Origin of the sequence: Cupriavidus oxalaticus (assembly GCF_038900635.1) — a bacterium.
GTDB lineage: Bacteria > Pseudomonadota > Gammaproteobacteria > Burkholderiales > Burkholderiaceae > Cupriavidus > Cupriavidus oxalaticus_B.
This window is the reverse complement of the sequence record NZ_JAYMRX010000014.1, coordinates 105932-131841: the sequence shown is the minus strand read 5'-3', so window position 1 is coordinate 131841 and position 25910 is coordinate 105932. Positions and strand designations below refer to the sequence as shown.

Annotated in this window: 22 protein-coding genes; 9 read left to right on the top strand and 13 right to left on the bottom strand. The window is 66.4% G+C overall.

Annotated features, from left to right (window positions below; genetic code table 11):
- Positions 1–73 precede the first annotated feature (73 nt).
- From VSR71_RS21560 to VSR71_RS21550, 3 genes are all read left to right on the top strand, one after another.
- A complete protein-coding gene (locus VSR71_RS21560) occupies positions 74–1858 on the top strand; it encodes an IlvD/Edd family dehydratase (RefSeq protein ID WP_342915876.1) in 1785 nt (594 codons plus the stop codon).
- A 113-nt stretch (positions 1859–1971) separates the two neighbouring features.
- Positions 1972–2655, top strand: coding sequence for a GntR family transcriptional regulator (locus VSR71_RS21555; protein WP_428979448.1), 684 nt, complete (start codon positions 1972–1974; stop codon positions 2653–2655).
- 190 nt (positions 2656–2845) lie between these two features.
- The gene (locus tag VSR71_RS21550) at positions 2846–3739 is read left to right on the top strand and encodes a phosphorylase (RefSeq protein WP_342915875.1); all 894 of its coding nucleotides are present in this window, start codon (positions 2846–2848) and stop codon (positions 3737–3739) included.
- 52 nt (positions 3740–3791) lie between these two features.
- Here VSR71_RS21550 and VSR71_RS21545 read toward each other — a convergent pair whose 3' ends face one another.
- The 5 genes from VSR71_RS21545 to VSR71_RS21525 form a co-directional block, all read right to left on the bottom strand.
- Positions 3792–4436, bottom strand: a complete 645-nt coding sequence (locus VSR71_RS21545) for a response regulator transcription factor (RefSeq protein ID WP_342915926.1) — start codon at positions 4434–4436, stop codon at positions 3792–3794.
- A 43-nt stretch (positions 4437–4479) separates the two neighbouring features.
- Complete coding sequence (locus VSR71_RS21540) at positions 4480–5418, bottom strand: S1C family serine protease (protein ID WP_342915874.1); 939 nt, start codon at positions 5416–5418, stop codon at positions 4480–4482.
- Positions 5419–5944: 526 nt separating this feature from the next.
- Positions 5945–7126, bottom strand: a complete 1182-nt coding sequence (locus tag VSR71_RS21535; protein WP_342915873.1) for a CoA transferase — start codon at positions 7124–7126, stop codon at positions 5945–5947.
- Between the two features lie 13 nt (positions 7127–7139).
- Positions 7140–9098 (bottom strand): AMP-binding protein, encoded by a 1959-nt coding sequence (locus VSR71_RS21530; protein WP_342915872.1) that lies wholly within the window; start codon positions 9096–9098, stop codon positions 7140–7142.
- 132 nt (positions 9099–9230) lie between these two features.
- Positions 9231–10040 carry an enoyl-CoA hydratase/isomerase family protein gene (locus VSR71_RS21525; RefSeq protein WP_342915871.1) on the bottom strand — a complete coding sequence of 270 codons (810 nt, stop codon included), beginning with the start codon at positions 10038–10040 and terminating at the stop codon, positions 9231–9233.
- Positions 10041–10388: 348 nt separating this feature from the next.
- Between VSR71_RS21525 and VSR71_RS21520 the strand changes: the two genes are divergently transcribed.
- From VSR71_RS21520 to VSR71_RS21495, 6 genes are all read left to right on the top strand, one after another.
- On the top strand, positions 10389–11717 hold the full coding sequence (locus tag VSR71_RS21520; protein WP_342915870.1) for an aromatic acid/H+ symport family MFS transporter: 1329 nt from the start codon (positions 10389–10391) through the stop codon (positions 11715–11717).
- Positions 11718–11748: 31 nt separating this feature from the next.
- Entirely contained in the window at positions 11749–12669 is a 921-nt protein-coding gene (locus VSR71_RS21515; RefSeq protein ID WP_342915869.1) for an alpha/beta hydrolase, read from the top strand.
- Positions 12669–13724: a zinc-binding dehydrogenase gene (locus tag VSR71_RS21510; RefSeq protein WP_342915868.1), complete on the top strand. Its 1056-nt coding sequence runs from the start codon at positions 12669–12671 to the stop codon at positions 13722–13724. The genes VSR71_RS21515 and VSR71_RS21510 overlap by 1 nt, the downstream gene beginning before the upstream one ends.
- Positions 13725–13783: 59 nt before the next feature.
- Positions 13784–15244 (top strand): aldehyde dehydrogenase, encoded by a 1461-nt coding sequence (locus tag VSR71_RS21505; protein WP_342915867.1) that lies wholly within the window; start codon positions 13784–13786, stop codon positions 15242–15244.
- Positions 15245–15403: 159 nt separating this feature from the next.
- A complete protein-coding gene (locus tag VSR71_RS21500; RefSeq protein ID WP_342915866.1) occupies positions 15404–16666 on the top strand; it encodes a CaiB/BaiF CoA-transferase family protein in 1263 nt (420 codons plus the stop codon).
- A gap of 35 nt (positions 16667–16701) precedes the next feature.
- Positions 16702–17502, top strand: coding sequence for an SDR family NAD(P)-dependent oxidoreductase (locus tag VSR71_RS21495; RefSeq protein ID WP_342915865.1), 801 nt, complete (start codon positions 16702–16704; stop codon positions 17500–17502).
- Positions 17503–17537: 35 nt separating this feature from the next.
- Here the strand turns inward: VSR71_RS21495 and VSR71_RS21490 are convergent, their stop codons facing one another.
- The 8 genes from VSR71_RS21490 to VSR71_RS21455 all read right to left on the bottom strand — a co-directional run bounded on the left by VSR71_RS21490 (position 17538) and on the right by VSR71_RS21455 (position 25600).
- Positions 17538–18692, bottom strand: coding sequence for a CaiB/BaiF CoA-transferase family protein (locus VSR71_RS21490; protein WP_342915864.1), 1155 nt, complete (start codon positions 18690–18692; stop codon positions 17538–17540).
- A gap of 148 nt (positions 18693–18840) precedes the next feature.
- Positions 18841–20046: a CoA transferase gene (locus VSR71_RS21485; RefSeq protein ID WP_342915863.1), complete on the bottom strand. Its 1206-nt coding sequence runs from the start codon at positions 20044–20046 to the stop codon at positions 18841–18843.
- A 6-nt stretch (positions 20047–20052) separates the two neighbouring features.
- Positions 20053–21075 carry a tripartite tricarboxylate transporter substrate binding protein gene (locus VSR71_RS21480; RefSeq protein WP_342915862.1) on the bottom strand — a complete coding sequence of 341 codons (1023 nt, stop codon included), beginning with the start codon at positions 21073–21075 and terminating at the stop codon, positions 20053–20055.
- Between the two features lie 63 nt (positions 21076–21138).
- The gene (locus VSR71_RS21475; protein WP_342915861.1) at positions 21139–21546 is read right to left on the bottom strand and encodes a Zn-ribbon domain-containing OB-fold protein; all 408 of its coding nucleotides are present in this window, start codon (positions 21544–21546) and stop codon (positions 21139–21141) included.
- Between the two features lie 17 nt (positions 21547–21563).
- Positions 21564–22778 (bottom strand): thiolase family protein, encoded by a 1215-nt coding sequence (locus VSR71_RS21470; protein ID WP_342915860.1) that lies wholly within the window; start codon positions 22776–22778, stop codon positions 21564–21566.
- An 11-nt stretch (positions 22779–22789) separates the two neighbouring features.
- A complete protein-coding gene (locus VSR71_RS21465) occupies positions 22790–23305 on the bottom strand; it encodes a MaoC/PaaZ C-terminal domain-containing protein (RefSeq protein ID WP_342915859.1) in 516 nt (171 codons plus the stop codon).
- A 28-nt stretch (positions 23306–23333) separates the two neighbouring features.
- Positions 23334–24482: an acyl-CoA dehydrogenase family protein gene (locus VSR71_RS21460; RefSeq protein WP_342915858.1), complete on the bottom strand. Its 1149-nt coding sequence runs from the start codon at positions 24480–24482 to the stop codon at positions 23334–23336.
- A gap of 176 nt (positions 24483–24658) precedes the next feature.
- The gene (locus VSR71_RS21455) at positions 24659–25600 is read right to left on the bottom strand and encodes a LysR family transcriptional regulator (RefSeq protein ID WP_342915857.1); all 942 of its coding nucleotides are present in this window, start codon (positions 25598–25600) and stop codon (positions 24659–24661) included.
- Between the last annotated feature and the right edge of the window lie 310 nt (positions 25601–25910).

The following is a 25910-nucleotide window of genomic DNA, read 5'->3' as shown; positions in this document are numbered from 1 at the left end:
GGCTTTGGACTATGCTTCACACCGACATAGCAGTCGGGACTCCCTCGTCCCCCAAGTACAGAGCTCCTAATCCATGCCCACCGAAGACCAGAACCCGAAAGGCGCCGCTCCGCGCCACGACATCGCCCCTGAAGCCGCCGCGACGGGCATCTCCAAAGGCCTCACAAATTACGGAGACCGCGGGTTCTCGCTGTTTCTTCGCAAGGCGTTCATCAAAGGAGCCGGCTACACCGATTCCGCACTGGACCGTCCCGTCATCGGCATCGTGAACACCGGCAGCGCTTACAACCCTTGCCATGGCAACGCGCCCCAACTGATCGAGGCGGTGAAGCGCGGCATCATGCTGGCGGGCGGCCTGCCCATGGACTTCCCCACGATTTCGATTCACGAGAGCTTCTCGGCGCCGACCAGCATGTACCTGAGAAACCTCATGTCGATGGACACCGAGGAGATGATTCGCGCGCAGCCGATGGACGCAGTGGTTCTGATCGGCGGTTGTGACAAGACGGTTCCGGCCCAATTGATGGGCGCGGCCTCGGCTGGGATTCCTGCTATCCAGCTGATTACTGGATCCATGCTCACCGGCTCGCACCGGAGCGAACGCGTCGGCGCCTGCACGGACTGCCGCCGGTACTGGGGAAAATTCCGCGCCGAGGAAATTGACGCCGAGGAGATTTCCGACGTGAACAACCAGCTGGTAGCCAGCGTCGGCACCTGTTCGGTAATGGGTACCGCGAGCACGATGGCCTGCATCGCGGAAGCACTGGGCATGACAGTGCCTGGCGGCGCCTCGCCTCCCGCGGTGACTGCCGACCGCATCCGCGTCGCAGAGCAAACGGGTGCGGAGGCCGTTCGTATCGCGAAAGAACGCCTGACAATCGACAAGATTCTCACGCCCGCTGCTTTCGAGAACGCCATGCGCGTGCTGCTTGCCATTGGTGGGTCCACAAACGGCATCGTGCATCTGGCGGCAATTGCAGGTCGCATGGGATACGACATCGACATGGCCGAGCTTGATCGCATGGGCAGCGACACGCCCGTCCTGCTAGACCTGAAGCCTTCGGGCGACCACTACATGGAAGACTTCCACCATGCGGGCGGCATGGCAACCCTGTTGCGTGAGCTGAAGCCGCTGCTAAACCTCGACGCCATGACGGTGACCGGTCGAACCCTTGGTGAAGAGATTGAGCGTGCCGGTCCTGGATTCCCTCAAGACGTAGTGCGCTCGCGCGAGAACCCCATCTACCCACAAGGAGGCATTGCCGTCCTCAAGGGCAACATGGCGCCGGGCGGCGCCATCATCAAACAATCGGCAGCGGATCCCAGGCTGATGGAACACGAGGGACGTGCGGTCGTATTCGAGAACGCCGAAGACCTCGTTAACCGCATCGACGACGACGACCTCGATGTCACGGCCGACGACATCCTGGTACTGAAGAACATTGGTCCCAAGGGGGCGCCAGGTATGCCGGAAGCCGGCTACATCCCGATCCCGCGCAAACTTGCGCGGGCGGGCGTGAAAGACATCGTGCGTATCTCCGACGGCCGGATGAGCGGCACAGCGTTCGGCACAATCGTCTTGCACGTCACACCAGAAGCGGCAATCGGCGGGCCGCTCGCGTACGTTCAAAACGGCGACCGCATCAGCCTGTCCGTTTCCCGTCGCGAGTTGAAGCTGCACGTGAGCGATGAGGAACTGAAGCAGCGCGCAGACGCTATGCCCGTCGTCGTACCAACCGCAGACCGCGGCTACCGCAAGCTCTTCCTCACCACCGTAACCCAGGCTGACCAGGGCGTTGACTTCGACTTCCTGCGCGCTGCGCAGTCACGTGGCAAGGTACCGGGTAAAGGGGAGTAAGTCCGGAGCACCTTGGGGTGAAAAAATAGGTCAAAATGATGGTTTTCATTCCGGCTCCTGCCGCAGCACTGGCCTTCCTTGGCGGTGCCGCTGGCCCGATGCCCACCACCGAAATGCTCTCCGCTGTTCCTGATACCAACGAGGCCAACTTCGCTGATCAAGACCCTTTGGCCGCCATGATCGCGGCGCTGGAGGAGGACATCGTCTTCGGCCGACTGCATCCGCGCGAGAGGTTGGTGGAAGACGAGTTGATGGAGCGCTTTGGGGTCAAACGTCACGTCGCCAGGGACGCCCTGGCTGCGCTGGACCGGATGGGACTCATTGAACGTCGCAAGAACATTGGCGCTCTGGTCCGCTCATTTTCGGTTCAGGAGGTAATGGAGCTTTATGACGTGCGCTGTATGCTGGAAACCGAGGCGGCGCGTCGAATCGACCTATCCCTCGTGCCCTCCAGGCTGGGACACCTGATTGCCATACAGATACAGCATGACGAGGCGGTCGCGGCGGGCAATGTGCGCACCGTCTTTCGTCTGAATCTGGCTTTCCATCGCGAACTTTTTAGCCTTTGCAGTAACAACACACTGCAGAAGGCGATATCGGAGTTTGCGCGACAGACCCACCCGATCCGTTTTGCGTCACTTGTATCTGCGGAGTATCGAGAACGGGCGCGCAAAGAACATTGGCAAATGATTGAAGCGCTCAAAGCCGGCGATATCGATGCATTGGTTGCGCTCTGCGCGGACCATCTCTTGCCTTCTCGCGATGCATATCTCGACGCACAGCAGTACAGAAGGTAGCTTGCAGGCGCTGCCTGCAAGATTAAGGTAAGGCTATAACAAACGGCTTCTGTGGAACTTTTCCAGCCATTCAGCCTGACTAGGCTGAATGGCTGAGAGGGGTCGGTCTGCGCCCCTTGGCTATGGGCGGCGCCATGAGTTGAGCGCTCCCGCCGGAGAATCTATGCTGCAGTAGGAGCGCAAGCGGGCCATGCACCATTCACACCTTCAGCCCGGCACCATGTGGCCGGCCATCGTGCAACGGACGGCGCACGCCCTGCGGGGGGGAGTGTTGTGCCCGATCGAAACCGTCCAATCGTCGATCGAGGACGGCGGCGTGCGGTTTCTGGTCCGCCAGGTATCGAACCTGGCTCGCAAAGACAAGGCACGCAGAGCGGGCAGTGCCGGGGGCAATCCATTCCTGCCCTATGACCCCGAACTGTTTGTTGCGAATATCTCCGATACCCACGTGGCCTTGCTCAACAAGTTCAGCGTCATCGAGCATCACCTGCTTATCGTCACCCGCCGCTTCGAATCGCAGGAATCGTTGCTGACCATGGTGGACTTTGCCGCGTTGCTGGCTTGCATGGCGGAGTTCGGGAGCCTGGGCTTCTACAACGGTGGGGCAGCCGCTGGAGCGAGCCAGGCCCACAAACATCTGCAGATCGTGCCGCTGCCATTCGCCGAGGGTGATCCGGCGTTGCCGATCGGCCCTTTGCTGGAGTCGGCGCGGATTGCCGGCACCATCGGCACCGTCCCCGGTCTGGCATTTGCGCATGCGTTCGCGCCGCTGGATATCTTTGCGGCGCCCGTGCACGAGATGGCATGCACGGCGTGCGAGCGCTACCGCGCATTGCTCGATGCGGTTGGCGTGCGGGCGGTCGATGTGGACGGCGGACAGCGCCAATCGGCGCCGTACAACCTGCTGGTTATGCCCGCAGGGCTGCTGCTGGTGCCAAGATCCACAGAATTCGTTGAAGGCATCTCGGTCAACGCATTGGGGTTCGCCGGTTCGTTGTTTGTCCGGGATGAGGAGCAGATGCGGATCATTGAGAGCCTTGGCCCAATGAACCTCCTCCGGCGAGCTGCGGCAGCCGCGGGTTAGATGGCCGTGGCCGGATGCGGCTGGTGCCTGCCAGGATCGGCCCGATTTCCGACTACACCATGATGAGACCGTGTCGCATGCCCTGCATGACGGCCTCGGTGCGGCTGCTTGCGCCTAGTTTGCCGAAAATGGCGGAGAGGTGAAACTTCACCGTGTTGTCCGATATGTTGAGCTGGCGCGCGATCTCCTTGTTGCCAAGCCCTTCGGCGAGCATCGTCAGCACTTCAATCTCGCGTGGGGTGAGCAATTCGATAAGCGCCGCGGATGCCATCTGGCGAGGCGCCTTGCGCTCCGCCAGTAGCCTGGCAACAATCTCCGGGGACAGCACGCAAAGGCCCTCGGCCACAGCATCGATCGCGGCGATGATTTCGCCGGGCGTCGCGCTGCGCGGCAGCAGCGCCATGGCGCTGGCTGTCAACGCTTCGTGGATCCAGACGCTGTCCGCCTCGTCTGTAAGCAGGACGAGCGCCGGCGTTGCGGGATCGCGGCCCGCCTCCGGCGCCGGCAAGTCGCCGGCCAGCGGCTCCAGTTCGACCAGGAGCACATCCGGCAATTCGCTGGCAAAGCGGTCGGCGATCACTGCAGCATCGGCCGCGCTGCCTGCAAAATCCAGCCCCGGCGCCGCATCGACAAGCGCCTGCAGGCTTGTGCGCGCTTGCGGCGAGGCGGCGACAACGGCGACCCTGACCGGACTCATTTTTGTCATGGCGGCACCCGACATGCGACGGCTTGCAAGAATCTCAGCGGCATGAATTACGGTGCGGGCGCTCGCCCACCGTGACCGAGCATTCGGTGCGCTCGCCGCCCCGGATCAGCCCGATCTTCATCACGTGTCCGATACGGTCGCCGCCAAGCGCGGCATGCACATCGTCCATGTCGCGGCACGGCTTGCCATCGAGTTCGATCAGCACATCCCCGATCAGCACCCCGGCGTGCTCCGCAGGCCCGCCCGCCGCAAGTGAAACCACCAGCAGCCCGCGCTCGGAAGTCAGATTCAGTTTCGTGATCCACGTCGTCGACAAGTTCACCGGCTGTGTGCCCACTCCAAGGTAACCGTGCAAGACACGTCCTTTGCTTAGCAGTTCGTCGCTCACTCGCGCCACGGTCATTGCCGGAATCAGGATGCCAGCGCCAGACGCAAGCGCCGATGTACACAGGCCCATGACCCGCCCCTGCATATCCGCCAGGGCCGCACCGGAGAAACCGGGGCGCAGGCCGCCGTCTAGCCGCACGAAGACATCGAACTGGCCGCCTCGCCAGGTACGCCATGGACCGCTTGCGGTGCCGACAACGCCGAAATCCGCACTGGTGCCAAGCCGGTCCACTCGCGCCACCGCGAGCACCAGATGGCCTGCTTTGAGGGTGCGCGCATCGCCGGTCTCGACCGGATTCAGCTCCACTCCGTCGAGCCTCAGTACGGCCAGGTCAGTGCCGATGTCTCGTCCCGCCAGGATGGCCGCCACGGTGCGGCCATCGGCCAAGGTGACTTCAATGCCGTCTTCGTGCCTGAGCGTATGCGCGGCCGTGACCACCACGCCGGGTTGCCAGATTACTCCACTGGAGGGAAAGCGGTGCCGGCCGTGCACCGCGACGACGCTTTGGCCGACGCGCTCAGCGATGGACGCCAGGTTCGCGGAGATATCCTGCAAGGGATTTCCGCTGGGGGTCGGGGTTTCCATGTGATGACTCCTGCCATTTGCCAGGTGAATCGATACTGCGCGCGCCCGGCCAGCCCGAAGATGCCAGGCGAGCAAGCGCAGACGAGCGGATTCACAATGACAGGCGCACGACGGCCGCGCACCACCCTAATGGGTAGCCGGCGCATTGGGCAGCTTGCGCGCGGCGTTTGGATAAGGACACGAATTGCTCAGGCGATCGCGCAGTTCACGCATGAGCGCTCGTTAAAGCACAAAGTATCAAACCGTCGCCGGCGACCGCGCTGGCCAACAATCTGCCGGCCGAGTCGGCGGTTCAAGTGACCGTGATACCTTGCGAGTGGCCGTTGATTGCGCGCAGGGGCGAAAGGCCAGCCGCTGCTTCCGCGTCAGCGACAAGAACAACATGTTCGGCGTCGCGCTTGGGCAACCGTCACAAGGCCTAAAGCGGAATGCAAGACGGCGGAGACACCTGTGTGCCTCCGCCGTCCATGAAGAGTCGTCCCGCGTCACGGCGGGCGGCGCTTCCTGTCTTGCTGCCTATGCCTTCTCAGATCACGCCCCGCTCGCGCAGCCCCGCGATCTCCTCGGCCGCATAGCCCGCGTCATGCAGGACTTCCTCCGTATGCTCGCCGGCCGTCGGCGGACGCCGTGCGATTGCCGGTCCTGTACGCGACAGCGACACCGGTGTGGCGACGAGCGGCACCTGCGCGGCAGCACCCGGATACTCCACGCCGTGGAATGCGCCCGAAGCGCGGACGACTTCGTCCTCCAGCGCCTGGCGCGGCGTGTTCACCGGGCCGCCGGGAATGCGCGCTTCCTCCAGCAAGGCCAGTGCTTCGTCGCGCGTCCGGCCGGCGCACCAGTCTGACATGATGTCGCTCAGGACTTCGCCATGCTCGCCCCGCGCAGCATCGTCCGCGAAGCGCGGATCATCCAGCAGATCAGCTCGGGCCACCATGTTGGTCCAGCGCCTGAACATCGCCGTCCCGATCACCTGCGCAATAATCCAGCCGTCTTTCACACGAAAGATATCCGACGGCCCGTAGGTCGGGCTGCGGTTCACAGTCGCCTGCCGGTTCAGCCCACGCAGCGCTTCCTCGATCAGACTGCCGCTGGACAGAGTGAGCGCCGTATGCAGCAGCGACGCACCGACCTCCTGCCCCTGGCCGCTCGCCTTGCGTTCATACAGCGCCATCATGGTCCCGAGCGCGCAGCACAGCGCGGTCGAGAAGTCCACCACCGGCACCATCGACTTCATCGGATGGTCGGGCAAGCCCGTCAGATGGACCGCCCCGCTCATCGCTTGCCCCACGCCATCGAAACCGACCCGGTCCCGCACGGCGGGGTCCGCACCGAATGCAGACGAGGCGGTCAGGATGATGTCTGGCTTCACCTTGCGCAGGCTGTCGTAGTCGAGGCCGAGCGCGGCGATGGTGCGCGGCGGCATGTTCGCCACGACCACGTCGGTGCTCAATAGCAGCTTGCGTACGACCGCCCTTCCCTCCTCGCTGTCGAGGTCGAGCGTGATCGAGCGCTTGTTCCGGTTGACCTGCAGGAAGAACGCGCCTTCGCCTTCGCTGGTCACCGGCGCGACGAACCGGTCTTCGCTGCCGCCTACGCGGTCGATGCGGATGACGTCCGCGCCGAAGTCAGCGAGCAGTGCCGCGCAGAAGGGACCGGCGATGAACCGGCCGAAATCCAGAACCCTGATGCCTTCGAGAACTTTCATCTTGCTTCAAGCCTCATGCCTGCGGGCTGTTGCCCGATGCCGCGCGGATCTCGTCGAGCGACGCCGGGTTGTCGAGCGACGACAGATCGCCCGGCGGCGTATTGCAGTACACGCTGCGAATGACGCGGCGCATGATCTTGGAGCTGCGCGTCTTCGGCAACTGATTTACGACGTGCACCGCGCTCGGACGGAATGGCCGTCCGAGGCGCTTGTCGACATGCCCGGTCACCCGGGACGCGACCGCGTCGGCGTCAACATCACCACCCGGCTCTCCGACGACGAACACCACCAGCCGCTGCCCCTTGTCCCTGTCGTCTACGCCAATGGCAGCGGCTTCCGCGACTTCCCGCAGTTCCAGCACGACTTCCTCCACCTCGGCAGGCCCCAGCCGCTTGCCGGCCACCTTCAGCGTGTCATCTGAGCGGCCCATCATGAAGAAGGTGCCGTCCTGCCTGCGAAGCGCCAGGTCGCCATGCACCCAGAGGCCGGGGATGGTGCGCCAGTAGGTGTCGAGGTAGCGCTCCGCGTCGTGCCAGAACGACTGCGTCATGCCGACGAAGGGCTGCCGGACCACTAGTTCTCCCACCGCGCCGGTCAGCGGCGTGCCGCTCGCGTCGGCCACGTCCACGTCCACGCCGGGCGAGGTCGTGTTGAAGCCGCTCGGCGGGATGGGACGCACCACAACGCTCGAAAGCAGCGCGCCGGATACCTCGGTGCCGCCCGTATAGTTGATCAGCGGCTGCGTGCCGCGCCCGAAGGTCCGCTGGAACCAGCAGAAGTGCTCCGGGTCGATGCCCTCGCCGGCGGTGATCAGCAGGCGAACCGAGGACACGTCGCCCTCCAGCGCCACGTGCTCGTTGCTGGCGAGACCCCGGATCAGTGTCGGCGCCGAGCCGAAATGGGTCACGTTGTGCCGCTCCACCAGTTTCGACATGCGCGACCAGCTCGGATAGTCGGGCGCGCCGTCATAGCAGACGAGCGTCGCGCCGCGCAGCAGGGCGCAGCCCAGCACCAGGGTGCCGGCGATCCAGCCCATGTCGGCGGGCCAGCAGAACACGTCGCCCGGCGCCACGTCGAAGTGGACCACGGCGTCATGGGCAATCTTGAGCGGGAAGCTGCCGTGCGTATGTACGACGCCCTTCGGCTTGCCCGTGGTCCCTGAGGTGTAGATCACCATGAAGGGATCGTCCGGCCCCAACGTGACGGGGTCGGCCAGTCTTCCGGTACCGGACGCCATCACTTCCTGCCAGTCGAGATCCTGTGTCCCGGCCGCCTGCGCCGCGCCAGCCTGCTTCCAGATCACGCGCTTGAGCGCGGGCAGCCGTGCCCACGCTTCGCGCAGCGTCCCTTCCACGTCGATCCGCTTGCCGCGCCGGCTGAATCCGGTGGAGGCAATCGCCGTGGCGGCCTCGGCCGCGGACAGTCGCGCGACGATGGCATCCACGCCGAAGCCGCTGAACAGCGGCACGACGATGGCCCCGATCGACGCCAGCGCCAGTAGCGACACCGTTGCCTCGATGCCGTTCTCCATCAGCAGGCCGACCCGCTCGCCACGTCCGATGCCGATTGCCTGCAGGGCCCCCGCGAACTGGCGCACGCGGGTTCCAAGTTCCACATAGCTGACGGCCTGGACCTCGCCGTTCTCCCGTTCCGCGATGACGGCGGCCTGATCGCGGGTGCGGGGATCGCACGCCCATGCCAGCACGGTATTGACCCAGTTCAGCTGCCCGCCGGGGAACCACTGTGGGAATTCGCGCGGCGAAGCCGGATCCAGGTATCCCTGCGGCGGCGTTTCCCACGCGATGCCGCAGTACCGCATGACCACTTGCCAGTAGCGCTCGGGATCGTTACGCGACAGTTCGAGCAAGTCCTCATACCGCGTCACGTCGAACGCGCGCATCAGGTTGGCAATGCCGGAGGACTGCAACTCGCGCGTGCCTGGCTTCCAGGTATTGGCTTCGGTATCCATCATGTCTCGCTTCGCAATGTCTCGTGGTACTGGCTCAGGCACGCTCGAAGATTTGTATCTTCCTGCATGAGGCAAAGGGGGACGGCATGCCATGTCGGCCGCCGCGCGGTAGGGGAATGCGCCCCGGATGCCGACTCAGCCGGGCAGCTTCGCCGATGGAAATTGAGGCGCACGCTTATTGCGCACCGCGTCCAGCCCTTCGCGCGCATCAGCACCGAGGAAGCCCAGCATCTCGGCGGCCAGCGAGGCATCGAAGATCGGACCCGCCATCCGCATCCAGTTGTTGATCGACATCTTCGTGGCGCGGATCGCCGTCTGGCTGCCCCGCGCCAGCGACTGGGCGACGGCCAGAGCGCGCGTCATCAATTCCTGCGGCGGCACGCAGAATGTCACCAGCCCGAGGCGCTCCGCCTCCTTGCCGTCGATGAAATCCGCGGTCATCAAGTAGTACTTCGCCTTTGCCACGCCACAAAGCAGCGGCCAGACGATGGCGGCATGGTCGCCCGCCGCAACGCCGAGGCGGGCATGGCCGTCGGTGAACCGCGCGGACTCCGAGATGATGCTGACGTCCGCCAGCAGTGCGACCGCCAGGCCCGCACCCACGGCGGTGCCGTTGATCGCTGAAATGATTGGCTTGTCGCAGGCCAGCATGTTGTAGACGATGTCGCCAGCCTCCTTCTTCACCACCGCCACCGCCTCGGGATTACCGACCATCTCCTCGACCCACGCAAGGTCGCCGCCGGCGGAAAAGGCACGGTCGCCCGCGCCCGTCACCACCACCACCTTGACCGACGGATCGTCGTTGACCACGCTCCACAGCTTCGTCAGTTCCCAGTGAAGGCGGGCGTTGGTCGCGTTCATCACCTCCGGGCGATTCAGGGTGGCAAGCAGTACGCCATCCGGCTGCCGGTCAAACAGGATGAACTGGAAGTCTTCGTAACGCATGGTGCAATGTCCTGAAAATGATAGAGCGCCTGACCTCACTCACATAGGCGATGCGGGGACGTTTAATACCTGGCGGCCCCTCATGCCAGCAGGCTTGCGGTGGGCCGCGATGAACGAAGCGTAGGGGCTTGCGCTGCCCACGCCAACTGGCCTTTTCCGAAGCGCCAGTTCACGCGCATCGAAGCCCGCACACCGCGCGTTTCATCCCGGCCGAATCGCCGCTTCGAGAAAGGCCAATTGGTTCGCCGCCGACACGCCACTACCCTTCGGTGGTCCCAGTCACTCCCCCGACGCACACCGCGCCCCGCATGGCGGCGGGATTTAGAAGAAAGATATCCAGGAGACAACGTGCATCAAGCAACACTGCCGGCTCGCAGCGGCCTATTCGTGGTCATGATGTGCTTTTTGACGCTCGTCGCGGACGGCTACGATCTCATCGTCTTCGGGGCCACCCTCCCACGCTTGCTCGAAGAGCCGGGGTGGGGCCTGACACCGGCGGCGGCCGGCATGATCGGGAGCTGGACGCTCGCCGGCCTGATGGTCGGCATGGGCGCGGCCGGCCCGCTGTCCGACCGCATTGGCAGGCGCCACCTCATCATGGCCGGCGTGCTGTGGTTCTCCATCGGCTCCGTCCTCTGCGCGCTCGCCATCTCGCCGTTCTGGTTGGGCGCGGCGCGCTTCTTCACCGGCATCGGGCTGGGCGGTGTGGTGCCGGCCGCCGTGGCGCTGACTGTGGAGTACGCCCCGGCGCACCGGCGCCAGTTGTACAACGCGCTGACCCTGACGGGATATTCCGTTGGCGGCGTCATTTGCGCCCTGCTTGCCATCACGCTGCTGCACGAGCACGGCTGGCGCACGCTCTACGCGCTGGGGGCCTTCTATGCGCTGATCCTCCCGGTGATGTATGTGTGGCTCCCCGAGTCGGTAAGTTTCCTCGTCGAGCGCGGCCGCATGGAGGAGGCGCGCGTGCTGGCTGTCCGGTATTCGCTCAACCTGGGACAAATCGTCCGGGAACAGGAGGCCCAGCACTCAAACGCGGCCGCCCCCGGCGCGCGCGGCTACCGAATGCTGGCGACGGAGGCACTCCGCACTTCGGCGCTGCTGTTCGCGCTGGTGAGTTTCTGCGTCCAGTTGATCGTCTATGGCCTGAATGCCTGGCTGCCGCAACTGATGCGCAAGGCCGGCTATCCGCTGGGGTCGTCGCTGCAGTTCCTGCTGGTGATGCAGTGCGGCGCAGTGATCGGCATGATCGGCGGCGCCTGGCTGGCGGACCGGCTGGGCTCCAAGCGGGTGATCATCCCGTTCTTCGCCATTGGCGGCCTGTCGCTGCTCGCGCTGAGCCAGAAGCTGGAATTCGGCTGGCTGATGCTCGCGGTGTTCGGTGCGGGCATCGGTTCCATCGGAACCACGACGCTGATCTACGGCTACATCGCCACGCACTTCCCGGCTTCATGCCGCGGCTCGGCACTCGGGGCGTCGCAGGCATTCGGACGGTTCGGCTCCATTCTCGGCCCGCTGGTCGGCGGGTGGATCGTCGGCTCGAACCTCCCACTACACTGGAATTTCTACGTGTTCGTCGTGCCCGCCTTCGTCGCCATCATGCTCGTGCCGCTGATCCCGAGGCCGGCACGGGAACCCGATGTCGGCCCTGGCGCGGACTACCGTACCGCGGACTGAGTCCGCAACCCGCTACCCCATGAGGTGAGACATGAAAACCGTCAGCATCAAGCACCAGTACTGGAATATCGCCGCCGACCTCCACTTCCCGCCGGACTTCGACGAGAAGAAGAAGTATCCCGCCATCATCAGTGCCCATCCGATCGGTAGCTGCAAGGAGCAGACTGCGGGAATCGTCTATGGCAGCGCACTCGCCGAGGCTGGCTTCGTCGTCATCGCGTTCGACGCCAGCTTCCAGGGCGGCAGCGGCGGCGAGCCCCGCTACATCGAGGATCCGACGCTGCGCGTGGAGGACTTCCGCGTGGTCGCGGACTATCTCGTGACGCTCGACTATGTGGACGAGCGCCGCATCGGCGTACTCGGCATGTGCGGCGGTGGCGGCTACTCCATCAACGCCGCCATGACGGAGCGCCGCATCCGCGCGGTGGGCACCGTCACGGGGGTCAACTACGGCCGGCTGATGCGCGAGGGCTTCAGCGGCTACGATCCGATCGGCGCGCTGGAAGCCATGGCACAGCAGCGCACCGACGAGGCACGTGGTGCCGCACTGCGCGTGGACGATCTGCTGCCGCCATCGCCCGAGGTAGCAAAGCAGCGCGGGCTGACGGAGATCGATGTCTACGAGGCCACCGAGTACTACCGCACGCCGCGCGGGCAGAAGCCGCACGGCGCCAACCGTTCGCTCTTCTCTCACCAGGGCGCCGCGGTCGGATGGGATGCCTTTCACCTGGCCGAGGTCCTGCTGACGCAGCCGCTGATGGTGGTGGTCGGCGACAAGGTCGGTGCCTTCGGCGCCTACCGCGACGGCTGCGAGATCATTGGCCGCGCACGCTCGGCAAAGAAGGAACTGGTCGTGCTCGACGGCTGGTCGCACTACGACCTCTACGACAAGCCCGAGCCCGTGCGCAAGGCGCTCGACAAGCTGATCCCGTTCTACCGGGAACATCTCTGATGCGCGGCATGATCTTCCGGGGCGCCCGCGAGGTCGAGCTGGCGCACTTCGACGATCCCACGCCCGGCCCCGGCGAGGCCGTGATCGAGATGAAAGCGTCGGGCATGTGCGGCACCGATCTCCACTACTACCGGCATGGCATGGCGGCATCGCTGGAAATGCTGGGCCTGCAGGACCGCATTGCATCCGACCGGATCATCGGCGGGCACGAGCCCTGCGGCGTGGTGGCCGCGCTCGGCCCGGGCGTGGAAGGCAAGGCGTTCCGCGTGGGGGACCGCGTGATGGTATTCCACTACGAGGGCTGCCGCCACTGCGATCACTGCCGCACCGGGTGGACGCAACTCTGCGACCACGGCGCCCGCATCCACGGCGTGCTGGCGCACGGCGGCCATGCCGATTACATGAAGGTGCCGGTGTCCTCGCTGGTGCACCTGCCGCAGGAGATGTCGTTCGCGGGCGGCGCGGCCGTGGCGTGCGGCACCGGCACCGCGTACGGCGCCTTGCTGCGGCTCGACATCAGTTCCCGCGACACGCTTGCCGTCTACGGCCTGGGGCCGGTCGGCCTGTCGGTCGCCCAGCTTGCCGCCGCAATGGGCGTCGAGGTGTTCGGCATCGACATCAGCGCAGCACGCGTGGCCCGCGCGAAAGACTTCGGCGTGGCGCACGCGATCGACGCCACGCAGTCTGACCCCGTCGCCGAGATCCTGAAGCTGACCGGGGGCAAGGGCGCATCGTGTGCGGTGGAGTGTGCCGGCGGCGAGCTGCCGCGCGCTCAGGCTGTGCGCAGCACCAGGGTGTGGGGCCGCGTCGCGCTGGTCGCCGTGGGCGGCAACCTGGTGCTCGATGCAATGAAGGACCTGATCGGCAAGCAGCGGCTGTTGCTCGGCTCGTTCACGTTCTCCGCAGTCGAGATGAAGGCTTGCGCCAGCTTTATCGCCACACGCGGCGTCGCGGTGGACCGGCTGTTCACCGACACCTGGCGGCTCGACCAGGCCGCGCAGGCCTATGCCCACTTCGACCGGCAGGCGGGCGGCAAGGGCGTTTTCCTGTTCTGAATCCTGCCGCGCCCTTTCACGCTTTGCCGCCAGCCAGGCGGGCAACGGATATCCATTCCATGACGAACCGAACTATCGAACTCAAGCACCCGCGCCGGCTGTACATCGACGGCGAGTGGATCGAACCCTCCACCGGCGGCGTCTTCGACGTGCTGGACTGCTCCACCGAGCAGGTCGTGGCGACGGTCGCCCGGGCCGAGTCGGCCGACATGCAGCGCGCCGTCGCCGCCGCGCGCAGGGCATTCGACGACGGCCCCTGGCCGCGCATGACGCCGCTGGAGCGCGCCGGCTTTCTCGAGAAGATTGCCGCGCGACTCGACGCCCTGAACGACGAGTTCGCGCGCATCTGGTCGCTCGAAACCGGCATCGTCTACCGGGTCGCGCAGCCGCGGATCGGGTTGTTCATCAGCGGCGCCTTCCGGCAGTACGCGGCGATGGCATCGACCTTCCCTTTCGCGCAGCCGTGCCAGTCCGTCACCGGCAACGATGCGTATCGCGTCTACGAACCGGTGGGCGTGGTCGCCGAGATCCTTCCCTGGAACGGCCCCGCCGGGCTCCTGGCCTACAAGACCGCACCAGCGCTGCTGGCGGGCTGCACGCTGGTCATCAAGTCGCCGCCCGAGGCGCCGTGCTCGGGCTACCTGTTCGCACAGGTTTGCGAGGAAGTCGGGTTGCCCCCGGGCGTCGTCAACGTCATCACGGCCGAGCGCGACGTATCCGAGGCACTGGTGCGCAGCCCCGACGTCGACAAGATCACATTCACCGGCTCGACGGCGGCCGGACGCCGCATCGCGTCCATCGCCGGCGACCGCGTGGCGCGCGTGACGCTGGAACTCGGCGGCAAGTCGCCCGCCGTCATCCTGGACGACTACGACGTCGAAACCGCCGCGGCCACACTGGGCAACTCCTACTTCGGCTACAACACCGGGCAGATCTGCCACAGCCTGACGCGCATCATCGTGCCACGCGCAAAGCACAACGCGATGGTGGAGGCGCTGTCCGCCATCGCGCGGCAGATTGTGCTCGGCGACCCGCTCGCGGCAGAGACCACTTCCGGCCCGCTCGCAAGTGCGCGCCAGCGCGACACCGTCGAGCGCTTTGTCGGCAAGGGCGTGGAGGAAGGCGCCGTGCTGGCGGCCGGCGGCAAGCGTCCGCCGCATCTGGCGCGCGGCTTCTTCTTTGAGCCGACGGTGTTCGGCAACGTCGACAACCGCTCGAGCATCGCCCAGCAGGAAATCTTCGGCCCCGTGCTGAGCGTGATCCCGGCCGACGATGAGGCCAGCGCCATCCGCATGGCGAACGACACGCCGTTCGGGCTGAATGCCGCCGTCTTCACCAACGACCGCGACCGCGCGCTCGCCGTGGCGCGGCAGATCCGCGCGGGCACAGTGGGCCACAACGGCCCGCGCACCGATTTCTCCATCGGCTTCGGCGGCTTCAAGCAGTCCGGCATCGGCCGCGAGGGCGGCGTGGAAGGACTGACCGCCTTCATGGAGTCAAAGACCATCGTGCTGGGCTGACGATGGCGGCCGTCCGGAGCGGGCGAATGTTCGCCGCCCGCTCCGGGTCGTCCGTTTCGGTCCATCCGAACCGCAGCTTCGAAAATGGCAAGTTGGACGCGGGCCCGGGGCGCTCTACCCTTGCATCAAACCCTTCCGGAAGATGCAAAGGAGACAGCCTTGAACACCGAATCCGGCCGCGCCGCGGCGGCCACGCAGGACCAACGCCCCACCCCCGACCGCCCGCTGCAAGGCGTGCGCGTGCTGGCCGTGGAGAACTTCGTCGCCGGCCCGTTCGCGTCCATGTGGCTCGCCGACGCGGGCGCCGAGGTCATCAAGGTCGAAGCCCCGGCCGGCGGCGACTTCGCGCGTAGCACCAGCCCCGTCAGGATGGCGGAGGACGGCAGCCCGCACGCGCTGTCGTTCCTGCGCACCAACCGCAACAAGAAGAGCCTGACGCTGGACCTCAAGCAGCCCGAGGGCAAGCGGCTGTTCCTCGAACTGGCCGCCGGCGCCGACATCGTGATCGAAAACCTGCGCCCGGGCGTGATGGACCGGCTTGGCGTCGGCTACGACGCCCTGCGCGCGCGCAACCCGCGCCTGATCTACGTCGCCATCTCCGGCTTCGGCCACACCGATGTGAAGCCGAGCCCGTACACCGACCACCCGGCCCTCGACATCGTCGGCCAGGCGCTCAGCGGCCTGATGTACCGGCCCGAGCGGCAGGACGACCGGCCGACCTATCTCGGTTTCTCGATGACTGACCTGCAGGGCGGCATCCTCGCAGCGCAGGGCGCGCTGCTGGCGCTCTTCCAGCGCGAGCGCACCGGGCGGGGCAAGAAGGTGGACATTTCGCTGTACGATGCCTCGCTGGTCCAGAACGAGATCTCGGTCACCATGTACTCGGCCCTGCACAAGCCGCTGCCGCCGGGCGTACCCGCAGTGACGGCGCCGTTCGGGCCGTTCCGCGCCAGCGACGGCCATATCGTCATCGCGGTGCTCGGCGAGCATATCTGGCGCCGATTCTGCGAGGTGATCGGCAAGCCGGACCTGGTGGACGACCCGCGCTTCGCCGATGGCATCGCCCGCCGCAAGCACAGTGACGCGCTGGATCCGCATATCGACGCCTGGCTCGCCACACGCACGCGCGCGCAAGCCGTGGACCTGCTGCGCGAGGGCGGCGTGCCGGCGTCGGTGGTCAACGATGTGGCCGACCTGTTCGACTGCCCGCATGTCGCGGCGCGCGAGATGCTGATGACGGTCCACGACCCGGTGTGGGGCCCGGTGCAGGTGGTCGGCAACCCGATCAAGATGTCGGACGTGCCCGAGCCCGAGGCGGGGGTGCCGCCCCGGCTCGGGGAACATACCGACGCGGTCCTGCGCGACTGGCTGCACCTCGATGCGCGGCAGGTCAATGCGCTGCGCGCCGACGGCATCGTCTGACCGGAAGACAGTGAAACCACAGCAAGGAAACAGCAATGAAGAGTCTTGAAGGCAAGGTGGCGATCGTCACCGGCGGCACCGGCGGGATCGGCCGGGGCGTGGCACTGCAGCTCGCCGCACGCGGGGCGCTGGTGGTCATTAGCGGCAGGAGCGCGTCAAAGGCCGACGCGGTGCTCGCCGAACTGCGCGAGGCGGGCGGCCAGGGCGACTTCATCGCCGGCGACGTCCGCGTGAAGGCCGACATGGACGCGCTCGCCGCCGAAGCCGCGCGCCGCCACGGCGGCATCGACATCGTGGTCGCCAATGCCGGCGGCAATGACGACGAGGCGCGCCGCCCGGACGTGCGCGGCCCGTTTGGCGATATCGACCTCGCGCGCGTCTGCGCCGTGGTGGCGGAAAACACCGCTGCGAAACTGTTGCCGGTGCAGTCGGCCCTGCCCTTCATGCGCGAGCGCGGCGGCGGAGCTGTGGTCTTCGTGACCTCGGAGGGCGGCCGCGTGCCGACGCCAACGCAGACCGCGGTGGCCACCTTCGCCGGCGGCCTGATCAGCGCGAGCAAGGTACTGTCGAAGGAGCTGGCGGGCGACCGGATCCGCGTGAACTGCGTCTGCGTGACGGTGGTGCGCGACAGTCCGTCCTGGAAGGCTGCGTTCGAGCGCACCGATGGCGTGTCGGACCGGCACCGCAAGCAGTACGAGAAGATCATCGCCAGCAGCCCACTCGGCGTGGCGAGCCCGGAGGATATTGGCCAGGTGGTGGCCTTCCTCGCCTCCGACGAGTCGCGCTACCTGACCGGGTCGACCATCAGCCCGACCGGCGGACTGACGATTCACTGACGATGCGCTGACGACTGGCCGCGCGGCCCGCCGCCTCACACGATGGCGCCGACCGCGCGCAAGGCCGCAATGTCCTGCAAGCCGAAGCCCCAGTCGCCCAGCACCGCGTCGGTATGCTCGCCGGGGCGTGGGGGGGAATTCTGGATCGCGCCCGGCGTGCGGCTGAAGCGCGGGGCGGGCGCGGGCTGCACGACACCGTCCCGCTCGACGAAGGTCCCGCGCGCCCGCAGATGCGGATGGCCGGGCGCCTCCGCCAGCGACATGACCGGCGCGAAGCACACCTCCCGTCCTTCGGCCAGCGCACACCATTCGTCGCGCGTGCGCGTGCGGAAAATTTCCGCGAACCTCGCCTGCACCTCCGGCCAGCGCGAACGGTCGTGCTGGTCCGGCATCTCCGCTTCATCCAGCCCGAGCACTTCCAGCGTATTGCGCCAGAAGCGCGCCTCGTTGGAGCCGACGCTGATCCAGCGGCCGTCCCGCGTCTCGTAGACGTTGTACCAGGGCGCCCCCGAGTCGAGCCGGTTGCTGCCGCGCTCGTCCTTCCAGTAGCCGCTGGCGAACATGCCGTAGAAGAGCGTCATGAGCGAGGCGGAGCCGTCGACCATCGCGGCATCCACCACCTGCCCCTTGCCCGACCGCCGGCTTTCCAGGATGGCCGACACCACGCCGAGCGCCAGGTACAGCGAGCCGCCGCCGAAGTCTCCCGCCAGATTGAGCGGGATCACCGGCGGTCCGCCGGAGGTGCCGACCGCGTGCAGCACGCCGGTCAGCGCAATGTAGTTGATGTCATGGCCGGGCGCGTGCGCAAGCGGCCCGTCCTGGCCCCAGCCCGTCATGCGGCCGTAGACCAGCGCGGGGTTCGCCGCCAGGCAGTCTTCCGGGCCAAGCCCCAGTTTCTCGGCAACGCCCGGCCGGAATCCCTCGACCAGCGCGTCGGCCTGGCCGACGAGCTTCAGCACCGCATCCCTCGCTTCGGCTTTCTTCAGGTCGAGTGCGGCGCTGCGCCGGCCGCGATTGAGCAGGTTGAAGCGCGTATCGTCGGGCTGCCCGCCGTCGTGGCCGGGCGGACGGTCGATGCGGACGATGTCCGCGCCGAGGTCCGCGAGCAGCATGCAGCAGAACGGCACAGGCCCTATACCGCCCAGCTCAACAAGCCTGACGCCCGCGAGCGGGCCCTGGGTTTTGCGCATCGTATTGGTCTCCTCAAACGTTGAAACCCGGCTCGCTGGGACGAGCCGGGTCTGCATCGCGCGCCGCGCCGCCCCTTCGGGTGGCCACGGTCACGCATTCGACGGTCATGGTGGTCATGGCCGCCAATGGCCGCCATGACCACCACTTCTACTCCGCGACCCCCGCGTCGAGCACTGCCTCGCCGCCCGACGGCTCCGCCTCGCGCCGGCCACGCCGCGAGGCCAACAGCCTGTCGAGATCCGCATTGTCCTCGCCAACGTCGCGCGCCGCCGACAGCGGTCCGGGCCGCCTGCCGTTGAACTGCAGCGGCAGTCCGACCAGCGCCAGATCGTCCCCGGACGGCTTGCCGATGATGCCCAGCGCCCGCGTCTGTTCGTGATTGACGAGTTCGCTGGTAGTCTGCACCGGTGCACACGGCAGGCCGGCGGCGCCGAGCACTTCCTGCCAGTGTGCGCGGGGATGTTCGGCCAGCCGCCCGCCGATCAGGGCATCGATCTGCCCGCGATGGCGCAGGCGCGCGTCGTTGGTGGCAAAGCGCTCGTCGGTGGACCACTCCGGCCGGTCCAGTGCGGCGCACAGGCGCGCGAAGAGCCGGTCGTTGGCGCAACTGACCACCAGATGGCCATCGGCCGTGTCGTACGCGCGGTGCGGCACGATGAAGCCGACGCCCGAGCCATGCCGGCCGCCCGTGTCGCCATCGGCGTTGTAGTTGGCGATGCCCACCGTCATCCACGCGATGGCCGTCTCCAGCAGCGAGCTGTTGACGGTCGCGCCTACGTGCTTGCGCTGCCGCCGGCACAGCGCGGCAAGGATGCCGATGACGGCCCACATGCCGGCGCCGAAGTCGACGATCGACACGCCTGCGCGCACCGGCGCCTGCCCCTCTTCGCCCGTGACGCTCATGATGCCTGCGAAGGCCTGCATCAGCGGATCGTAGCCGGGCGCCTGGTTCAGCGGACCGACATTGCCGAAGGCGCCTACCTCGCAACAGACCAGTTCGGGCTTGGTCACGCGCAGGCTGTCGGGGTCCAGTCCGTATTGCGCGGCCGAGCCCGGGCGCAGGTTGTGGAAGAAGACGTCGGCGTGCTCGGCGATGAGCCGGTGCAGCGTGCCGAGGTCGTCCGGGTCCTTGATGTCGAGGCTGATGAAGCGCTTGCCCTGGTTGATCGCATGGAAGGCGGCACCGCTGCCCTTCCACTTGCTCGGCCCCCAGCCGCGGGCCGAATCGCCCGTGGGGCGTTCGATCTTCCACACATCGGCGCCCAGCGCCGCAAGGATCTGGCCGGCGAACGGCGCCGAGGCGCTGTCGCTCAGTTCCACGACCACCACGCCATCGAGGGGAAGGTCACGCATGGCTGCTTACTCCGGCTGATAGTTGAGTTCGGCGAAGAGGGCCTTCCAGACCGAGACCTCTTCGTTCAGTTGCTGGGCGAACGCGCCCGGCGACGACGCTACCATTCTGCCGCTCAGGCGCGACTCCACCAGGCTCTTGAATTGCTCATCTACCGTCAGCGCGCGAAGATCGCGCGCGATCCGGTCCACCACGGCCGGCGGCGTCGACTTCGGCACAAATATGCCAGACCACAGCAGCGGCAGGTAGCCCTTGTAGCCCACGGCCTCCGACAGCGTCGGCACGTTGGGCAGGTCCGCATACCGCTCGGCGCTGATGGCAGCCATCGGCCGCAGCTTGCCGGCCTCCATCTGCGACTTCATCGAGCTTGGCGTGTTCACGAGGAATTGCGCATCGTCTCGCATCACGGCCATGTTCATTGCCGTCACGCTGTTGAAGTCGAGCGGTGCGTATTTCATGCCCAGCGACTTGTTCAGCAGCGCCATCGTCAGGTTGAAGATCGACGTGCGGCCCGTTCCCGCAAAGAACAGGCCTCCCGGATCTCTCCGGCTCAGGTCGACCAGTCCGCGCATGGTCTTTGCCTTGCCGGCGGTGCCGTCATTGGTGGCCACCACCAACTGATAGTTGATGATCTTGTACACCGGGACCAGGTCGGTGGTCGGGTCGAACTTCAGGTTCTTGGTGGTGAACTTCGGCAGGATCGAGCTTTGCGTGCCCAGCAGCAACGTGTGCCCATCAGTGGCGTTGACCACGTACTCGGTGCCGATTACGCCGCCCGCGCCGGGCCGGTTCTCCACGATCACCGGCTGCTTCCACATGCCTTCGAGCCGTTGCGCCAGCAGGCGCGCGAGCACGTCGCCGCTGGAGCCGGCCGCCAGCGGAATGACGATGCGCACCGGGCGCGTCGGCCACGGCTCGGCCGCCGCCGGTGCCAGCCGCGGCAACAGCATCGCCGCACAGCCGGCCAGGCAGGCGGCACCAGCCTTGCGTAGCCAGCGCCGCCGGTGATCCCGTTCACGGGGGTCGGTCATGGGTCTCCTCCTTCTATCTCTTTATAGATGTCTTGCCGGATGCCTGGCGAGGGCGGCGAAGCGTCAGGCCGCGGCGAAGACCGGCAGGCGTTGCCCGCCCCGCTCGATCAGCCGCGCCGTCATGCGCACGCCAATGCGCAGCGTCTCGGCCGGTCCCTCGATCTGCGCAAACAGGTGGTAGCCCTCGTCCATCTCCACGAAGCCCACCGTGTAAGGGGCGATCGAGGCGAAGGCCGGCGTGGGCCCGCGCATCACGGTGCTGAACGAGTACAGCGTGCCGCTGCCTTTGGCCACCTGCCACACAAGTTCATCGGCATCGCAATGCGGGCAGAACGAATGTGCCGGCCAGACCGCTTCGCCGCAGCCAGTGCACCGCTGGTACTTCAACTGCCCCGCCGCCAGCCCTTCCCAGTAGGGTTGGGCGTCGAGCAGCGCGTAAGGCTGCGGCCAGCCGTCTTTCGTCTGGATCATGACTTGCTCCGTGCGAATCAGGTTGTCGAAGAAAGCAGCGTCACGCTGCCGGCCGCCAGCATGCCGCCCGCACCCTGCACGAGCGCGGTCTTGGGCCTGCGCTTCGGCGCGAGGCCCAGCGGCTGGCCGCGCAACTGGCGCACGGCCTCGACGAGGCTGTCCATGTTGCAGGAGATGCCGGGCTGGCCGAACGACAGCCAGCCGCCGTTGGTGTCGGTCGGCAGATCGCCATCGACGCCGGTGCGGCCCTCGCGGTACAGGTCGATCCCGCGGCCCTTCTTCGCGAAACCCAGGTCCTCCATGACGATGGGCCCCATGTGCGCGAAGTTCACGGAGATCTGCGCCAAGTCGATATCCCCGCGCGACAGTCCCGACATGCCGAATGCCTGGTTCGCCGCCGCGGCCGTGGCCGTGTGGGTCAGGTTGGGCATCGGACCCAGTTCAGGGAATTTGCACGATCGCATGTTCATGCGGTCCGTCAGGTATTCGTGCGTCGTGGCCGACCCGTAGCCGAGCAGGTAAATTGGATCAGCGTGCATCGCCCGCGCCCGTTCCGGCGACGTGACCACCAGCGCGCCGCCGGTGCCGCCACCCCACGTCGAGCACATCCAGCGCCGCAGCGGACTGGCGACGTAGGGCGACGCCAGCACCGTCTCGCGGTCCACTTCCCCGAAGCGCGCCTTGGCCGCGTGCGGATGGTGGACGCCCCAGCGCTGGTTCGACACCGCCACGTCAGCGAGGTCGGCCTCGGTCAGATCGTACTCGTGCAGATACCGGCAGGCGGCCTGCCCGTACAGTGCCGGGATGATGGGGCCGTACGGCACCTCGTACTGCGGGTCCGCGTCGGCTTCGGCGCCCATGGCGACGGCATCGACGAACAACTCCGTCGCATCGCTCTGCAGGCACAGCACGTACTCCGCCTGCCCCGCCGCGATCATCTCGGCAGCCACCGCCAGCGTCGCCGTGAGGCCGGCGCCGTGCATCGTGATCTCGGTGGTGCGCTTCACCGGCATCTGCATGTACGAAATGAAGATGTTGCTCCACTGCGAACGCTTGTCGGCCCAGGGCGAGCGGCCGGTGTAGACCGCATCGACCTGCTCCTTGCGGATGCCCGCGTCCCGCAGCGCGCGCCGCGTGGCTTCGGCGGCAAGCTGCAGAGGGTCCTTGCGATCCTGCCGGGAGGCGTAGGCATCCCCCATCCCGACGATCGCGGCGACTGGCTTGCTGGACATCGCCACGCCCCTCAGGCCGCCTTCAGTTCAGGCAGCGACGATGCGATCAGCGCGTCCAGGTCCTCACGCTTGCGCAGCATCAGCAGGCTCCATTCGCCCTGCTGGAGCAGGTCGCCATTCTGGTTGATCGCGCTGATGCGGAACTTGATCACGCCGTACTTCTCGTCCTTCTCCTTCTTGCCGATGACCTCGCATACCGCGTAGATGGTGTCGTTGATGTACACCGGGTTGCGAAAGCGCATGTTGTCGATACCGTAGTTGGCCTGGATGCCGAGGCCGAACTGGATCAGGCCGGTGACGATCGAGTACGTCAGCGAACCCTGCACCAGCCGCTGGCCGAAGCGCGTCTTCGAGGCGTAGTGCGTGTTGGAGTGGATCTCGATCCAGTTGCCCGTCAGCGCGCAGTAGTTGACCACGTCGGCCTCGGTGACGGTGCGCCCGCCCGAGCGGAAGACGTGGCCGACCTGGAGTTCGTCAAAGGTCTGGTCGATGCGGTTGTTGATGATGCGCTTGCTCGTGTCGCTCATGTCTGTGTCTCCGTGAATGTCGTCTGCTTCAGCCGAGCCGCATGGACTTGGCGATGATGGTCTTCTGGATCTGCGAGGTGCCGCCGCCAATGGTCGACTGCACGCTTTCGCGCAGGTAGCGCTCCATGTCGGCTTCAGGCAGGTTGGCGTAGCCGCCGAGCACCTGCATGCCGGTCAGCGCGCAGTGCTTGAGCGTTTCCGAGCCGTACAGCTTGGCCATCGACACCTCGCGGCTGCACGGCACGCCGGCTGCTGCCATCTGCGCGGCGCGGTAGCACAGCAGGCGCGCGGCATCGACTTGAGTCTGGCAATCGGCCAGCATGTGCTTGAGCACCTGGAAGTCCCACAGTTGCTTGCCGAACTGGATGCGCTCGTGGGCGTACTGCGTGGCCTTCGACACCGCCGTCTGCGCGTTGCCGACATAGGCGGCAGCCACGGCGCAGCGCTCCAGTTCGAGGTGCTTGGTGATGATTTCCCAGCCCTGGCCTTCCTCGCCCAGCAGGGCGTCGGCAGGGACGCGCACTTCGTCGAGGAAGATCTCGGTGGTGCCGGTGGCGTGGCGCGACAGCGTCGGCAGCTTGTTGATGACCAGCCCCGGCGTGGAGTTGGGGATCAGCAGCACCGAGAGGCCGCCGTGCTTGTTGTCGGCATCGGTGCGGACCAGCATGGCGATGACCGTGTCCTTCGCCGCCGCGCCGCTGCACCACAGCTTCTGGCCCGAGACGATCCAGTCGCCGTTCTCGTCGCGGCGGGCGCGGGTCTTGGTATTGGAGGCGTCGGAGCCGGCGTCGGGCTCGGAGATCGACACGGAGAAGCGGATCCTGCCGTCGATGAACGGCTGGATGTACCTGTCCTTCTGCGCGGCGGTGCCGTACTTGGCGATGTTCATCGCCGTGAAGGTCGGCACCAGCACCGCGGCCGCGAAGTCGAAGCCGAACTTGCCGAGACCCTCGGCCATCAGCGTGTAGTCGAAGATGTCGCCGCCAGCGCCGCCTTCTTCCTCGCTGAACAGCAGGCCCAGCCAGCCCTGTTTTGCGATCTTGTCGTAGGCCTCGTAAGGATAGTCGCGGTTCTGGTCGCATTTGCGCACGTACTCGACCGTCACCTCGTTGTCCATGAAGCGGTTCACGGTGTCGAGCCAGAGGGCCTGGGATTCGTTCAGGAAGTTCGGTTGCACTTCGTCTCTCCGTTGTTGGGTGGCGCCGGCTTGCATCGGTGCGGCGCGTGTTGGAAGAGTAGAGTCGCGCCACCGCGAGGCCAACTGGCCTTTTCTGAAGCGGCGCTTCGGTGCGATCGAAATGAAAAGGGCGGGCACGAATGCCCGCCCTGTCGGCGATCAGGGAAGCAGGAACGTCAGTCCTGCGCCGCCGCTGGCGCCTGTTCGCCGGGACGGTCGAGCAGTTGCTTCATCAGGGCGGCGGCGGCGGGACTCGGTACCCGTCCGCGTGGCGTGGCAATGTGGATACTGCGCACGGCCCACGGTTCGTCCAGCGGAATACAGCTCACGTCATCGAACAATTGATGGCTTACCAGGCACTCCGGCTGCACCGTCACGCCGAGTCCCGCCTGCACCAGGCTGATTGCCGTGCCTGCGCTGCGGACGCTGAACGCCGGCGCAAATTCCTTTCCCAGCCGCTTTGCCGCGACGCGAAAGGCGCCCAGCATCGCATCGACCGGAATCACGCGCTCGGGCAGCAGGTCGGCGAACGTGACGGTCTCATTCGCGCCCAGCGCATGGGACCGGGGCACTACGGCCACCAGCCGGTCGCGGCGGTATGGCGTGACGTCAACGCCGCCGAGCTCCAGTTCATGGGCCATGGCGAACACGCCGATGTCGGCATCGCTGCGCGACACCGCCTCCAGGATCTGGGCGTTTTCCACCTCGCGCACGGCCAGTTCCACCAGCGGAAAATCGCGGGCATAGTCGCCCAGTTCGCGGGCCAGGAACGGCGCAATGATCGAGCGCGCCGAGGCCACCACGACCTTGCCGCGCATCCCTTCGGTGAAGGCCGATATCTCGGAGCGCATGTCCTCCACGTTCTCGAAGATGCGGCGCGCGTAGTGGACCAGCACGGCGCCGGCCGGACTGGGCACCACGCCCTTCGGGCCGCGTTCAAGCAGCTTGACGCCCGCGATGTCCTCGAGGTCCTGGATGCGCTTGGTCGCTGTAGAGGCGGCGATATTTTCCCGCGCCGCAGCACGCTGAATCTGCTGCTCTTCAACGGCGGACAGGAACAGGCGCAGCGTGAACAGGTCGATTTGCCGGATCAGGTGCAGGCGGTTGAATGTGCCCATTTATGTACCCATTTTTGGGGTCGGGAGCGGTGCGGTGAGGCGGATATTATGCCTCGCCGCGGCACGCGCGTCGTTGCCGGGCCTACGCGCTTGCTGCCATACCTTTCCTGCAATGACAGCGCACCAGCCCACCGGAAATCCCGTTCGCGTCACAGGTAGCCGAGCGCGGCGTGCAAATCGGGCCACATCGCTGCCGGAATCCCGGCCGCCCCACGATATCGTGGTTACGCGGCGATGTGCGCGGGGGCTGAACGCCGCCAGTACGGTCAGTTCCCTTGCCAGCGGGCCAATTAGCGCGCCGGGCGTGCTG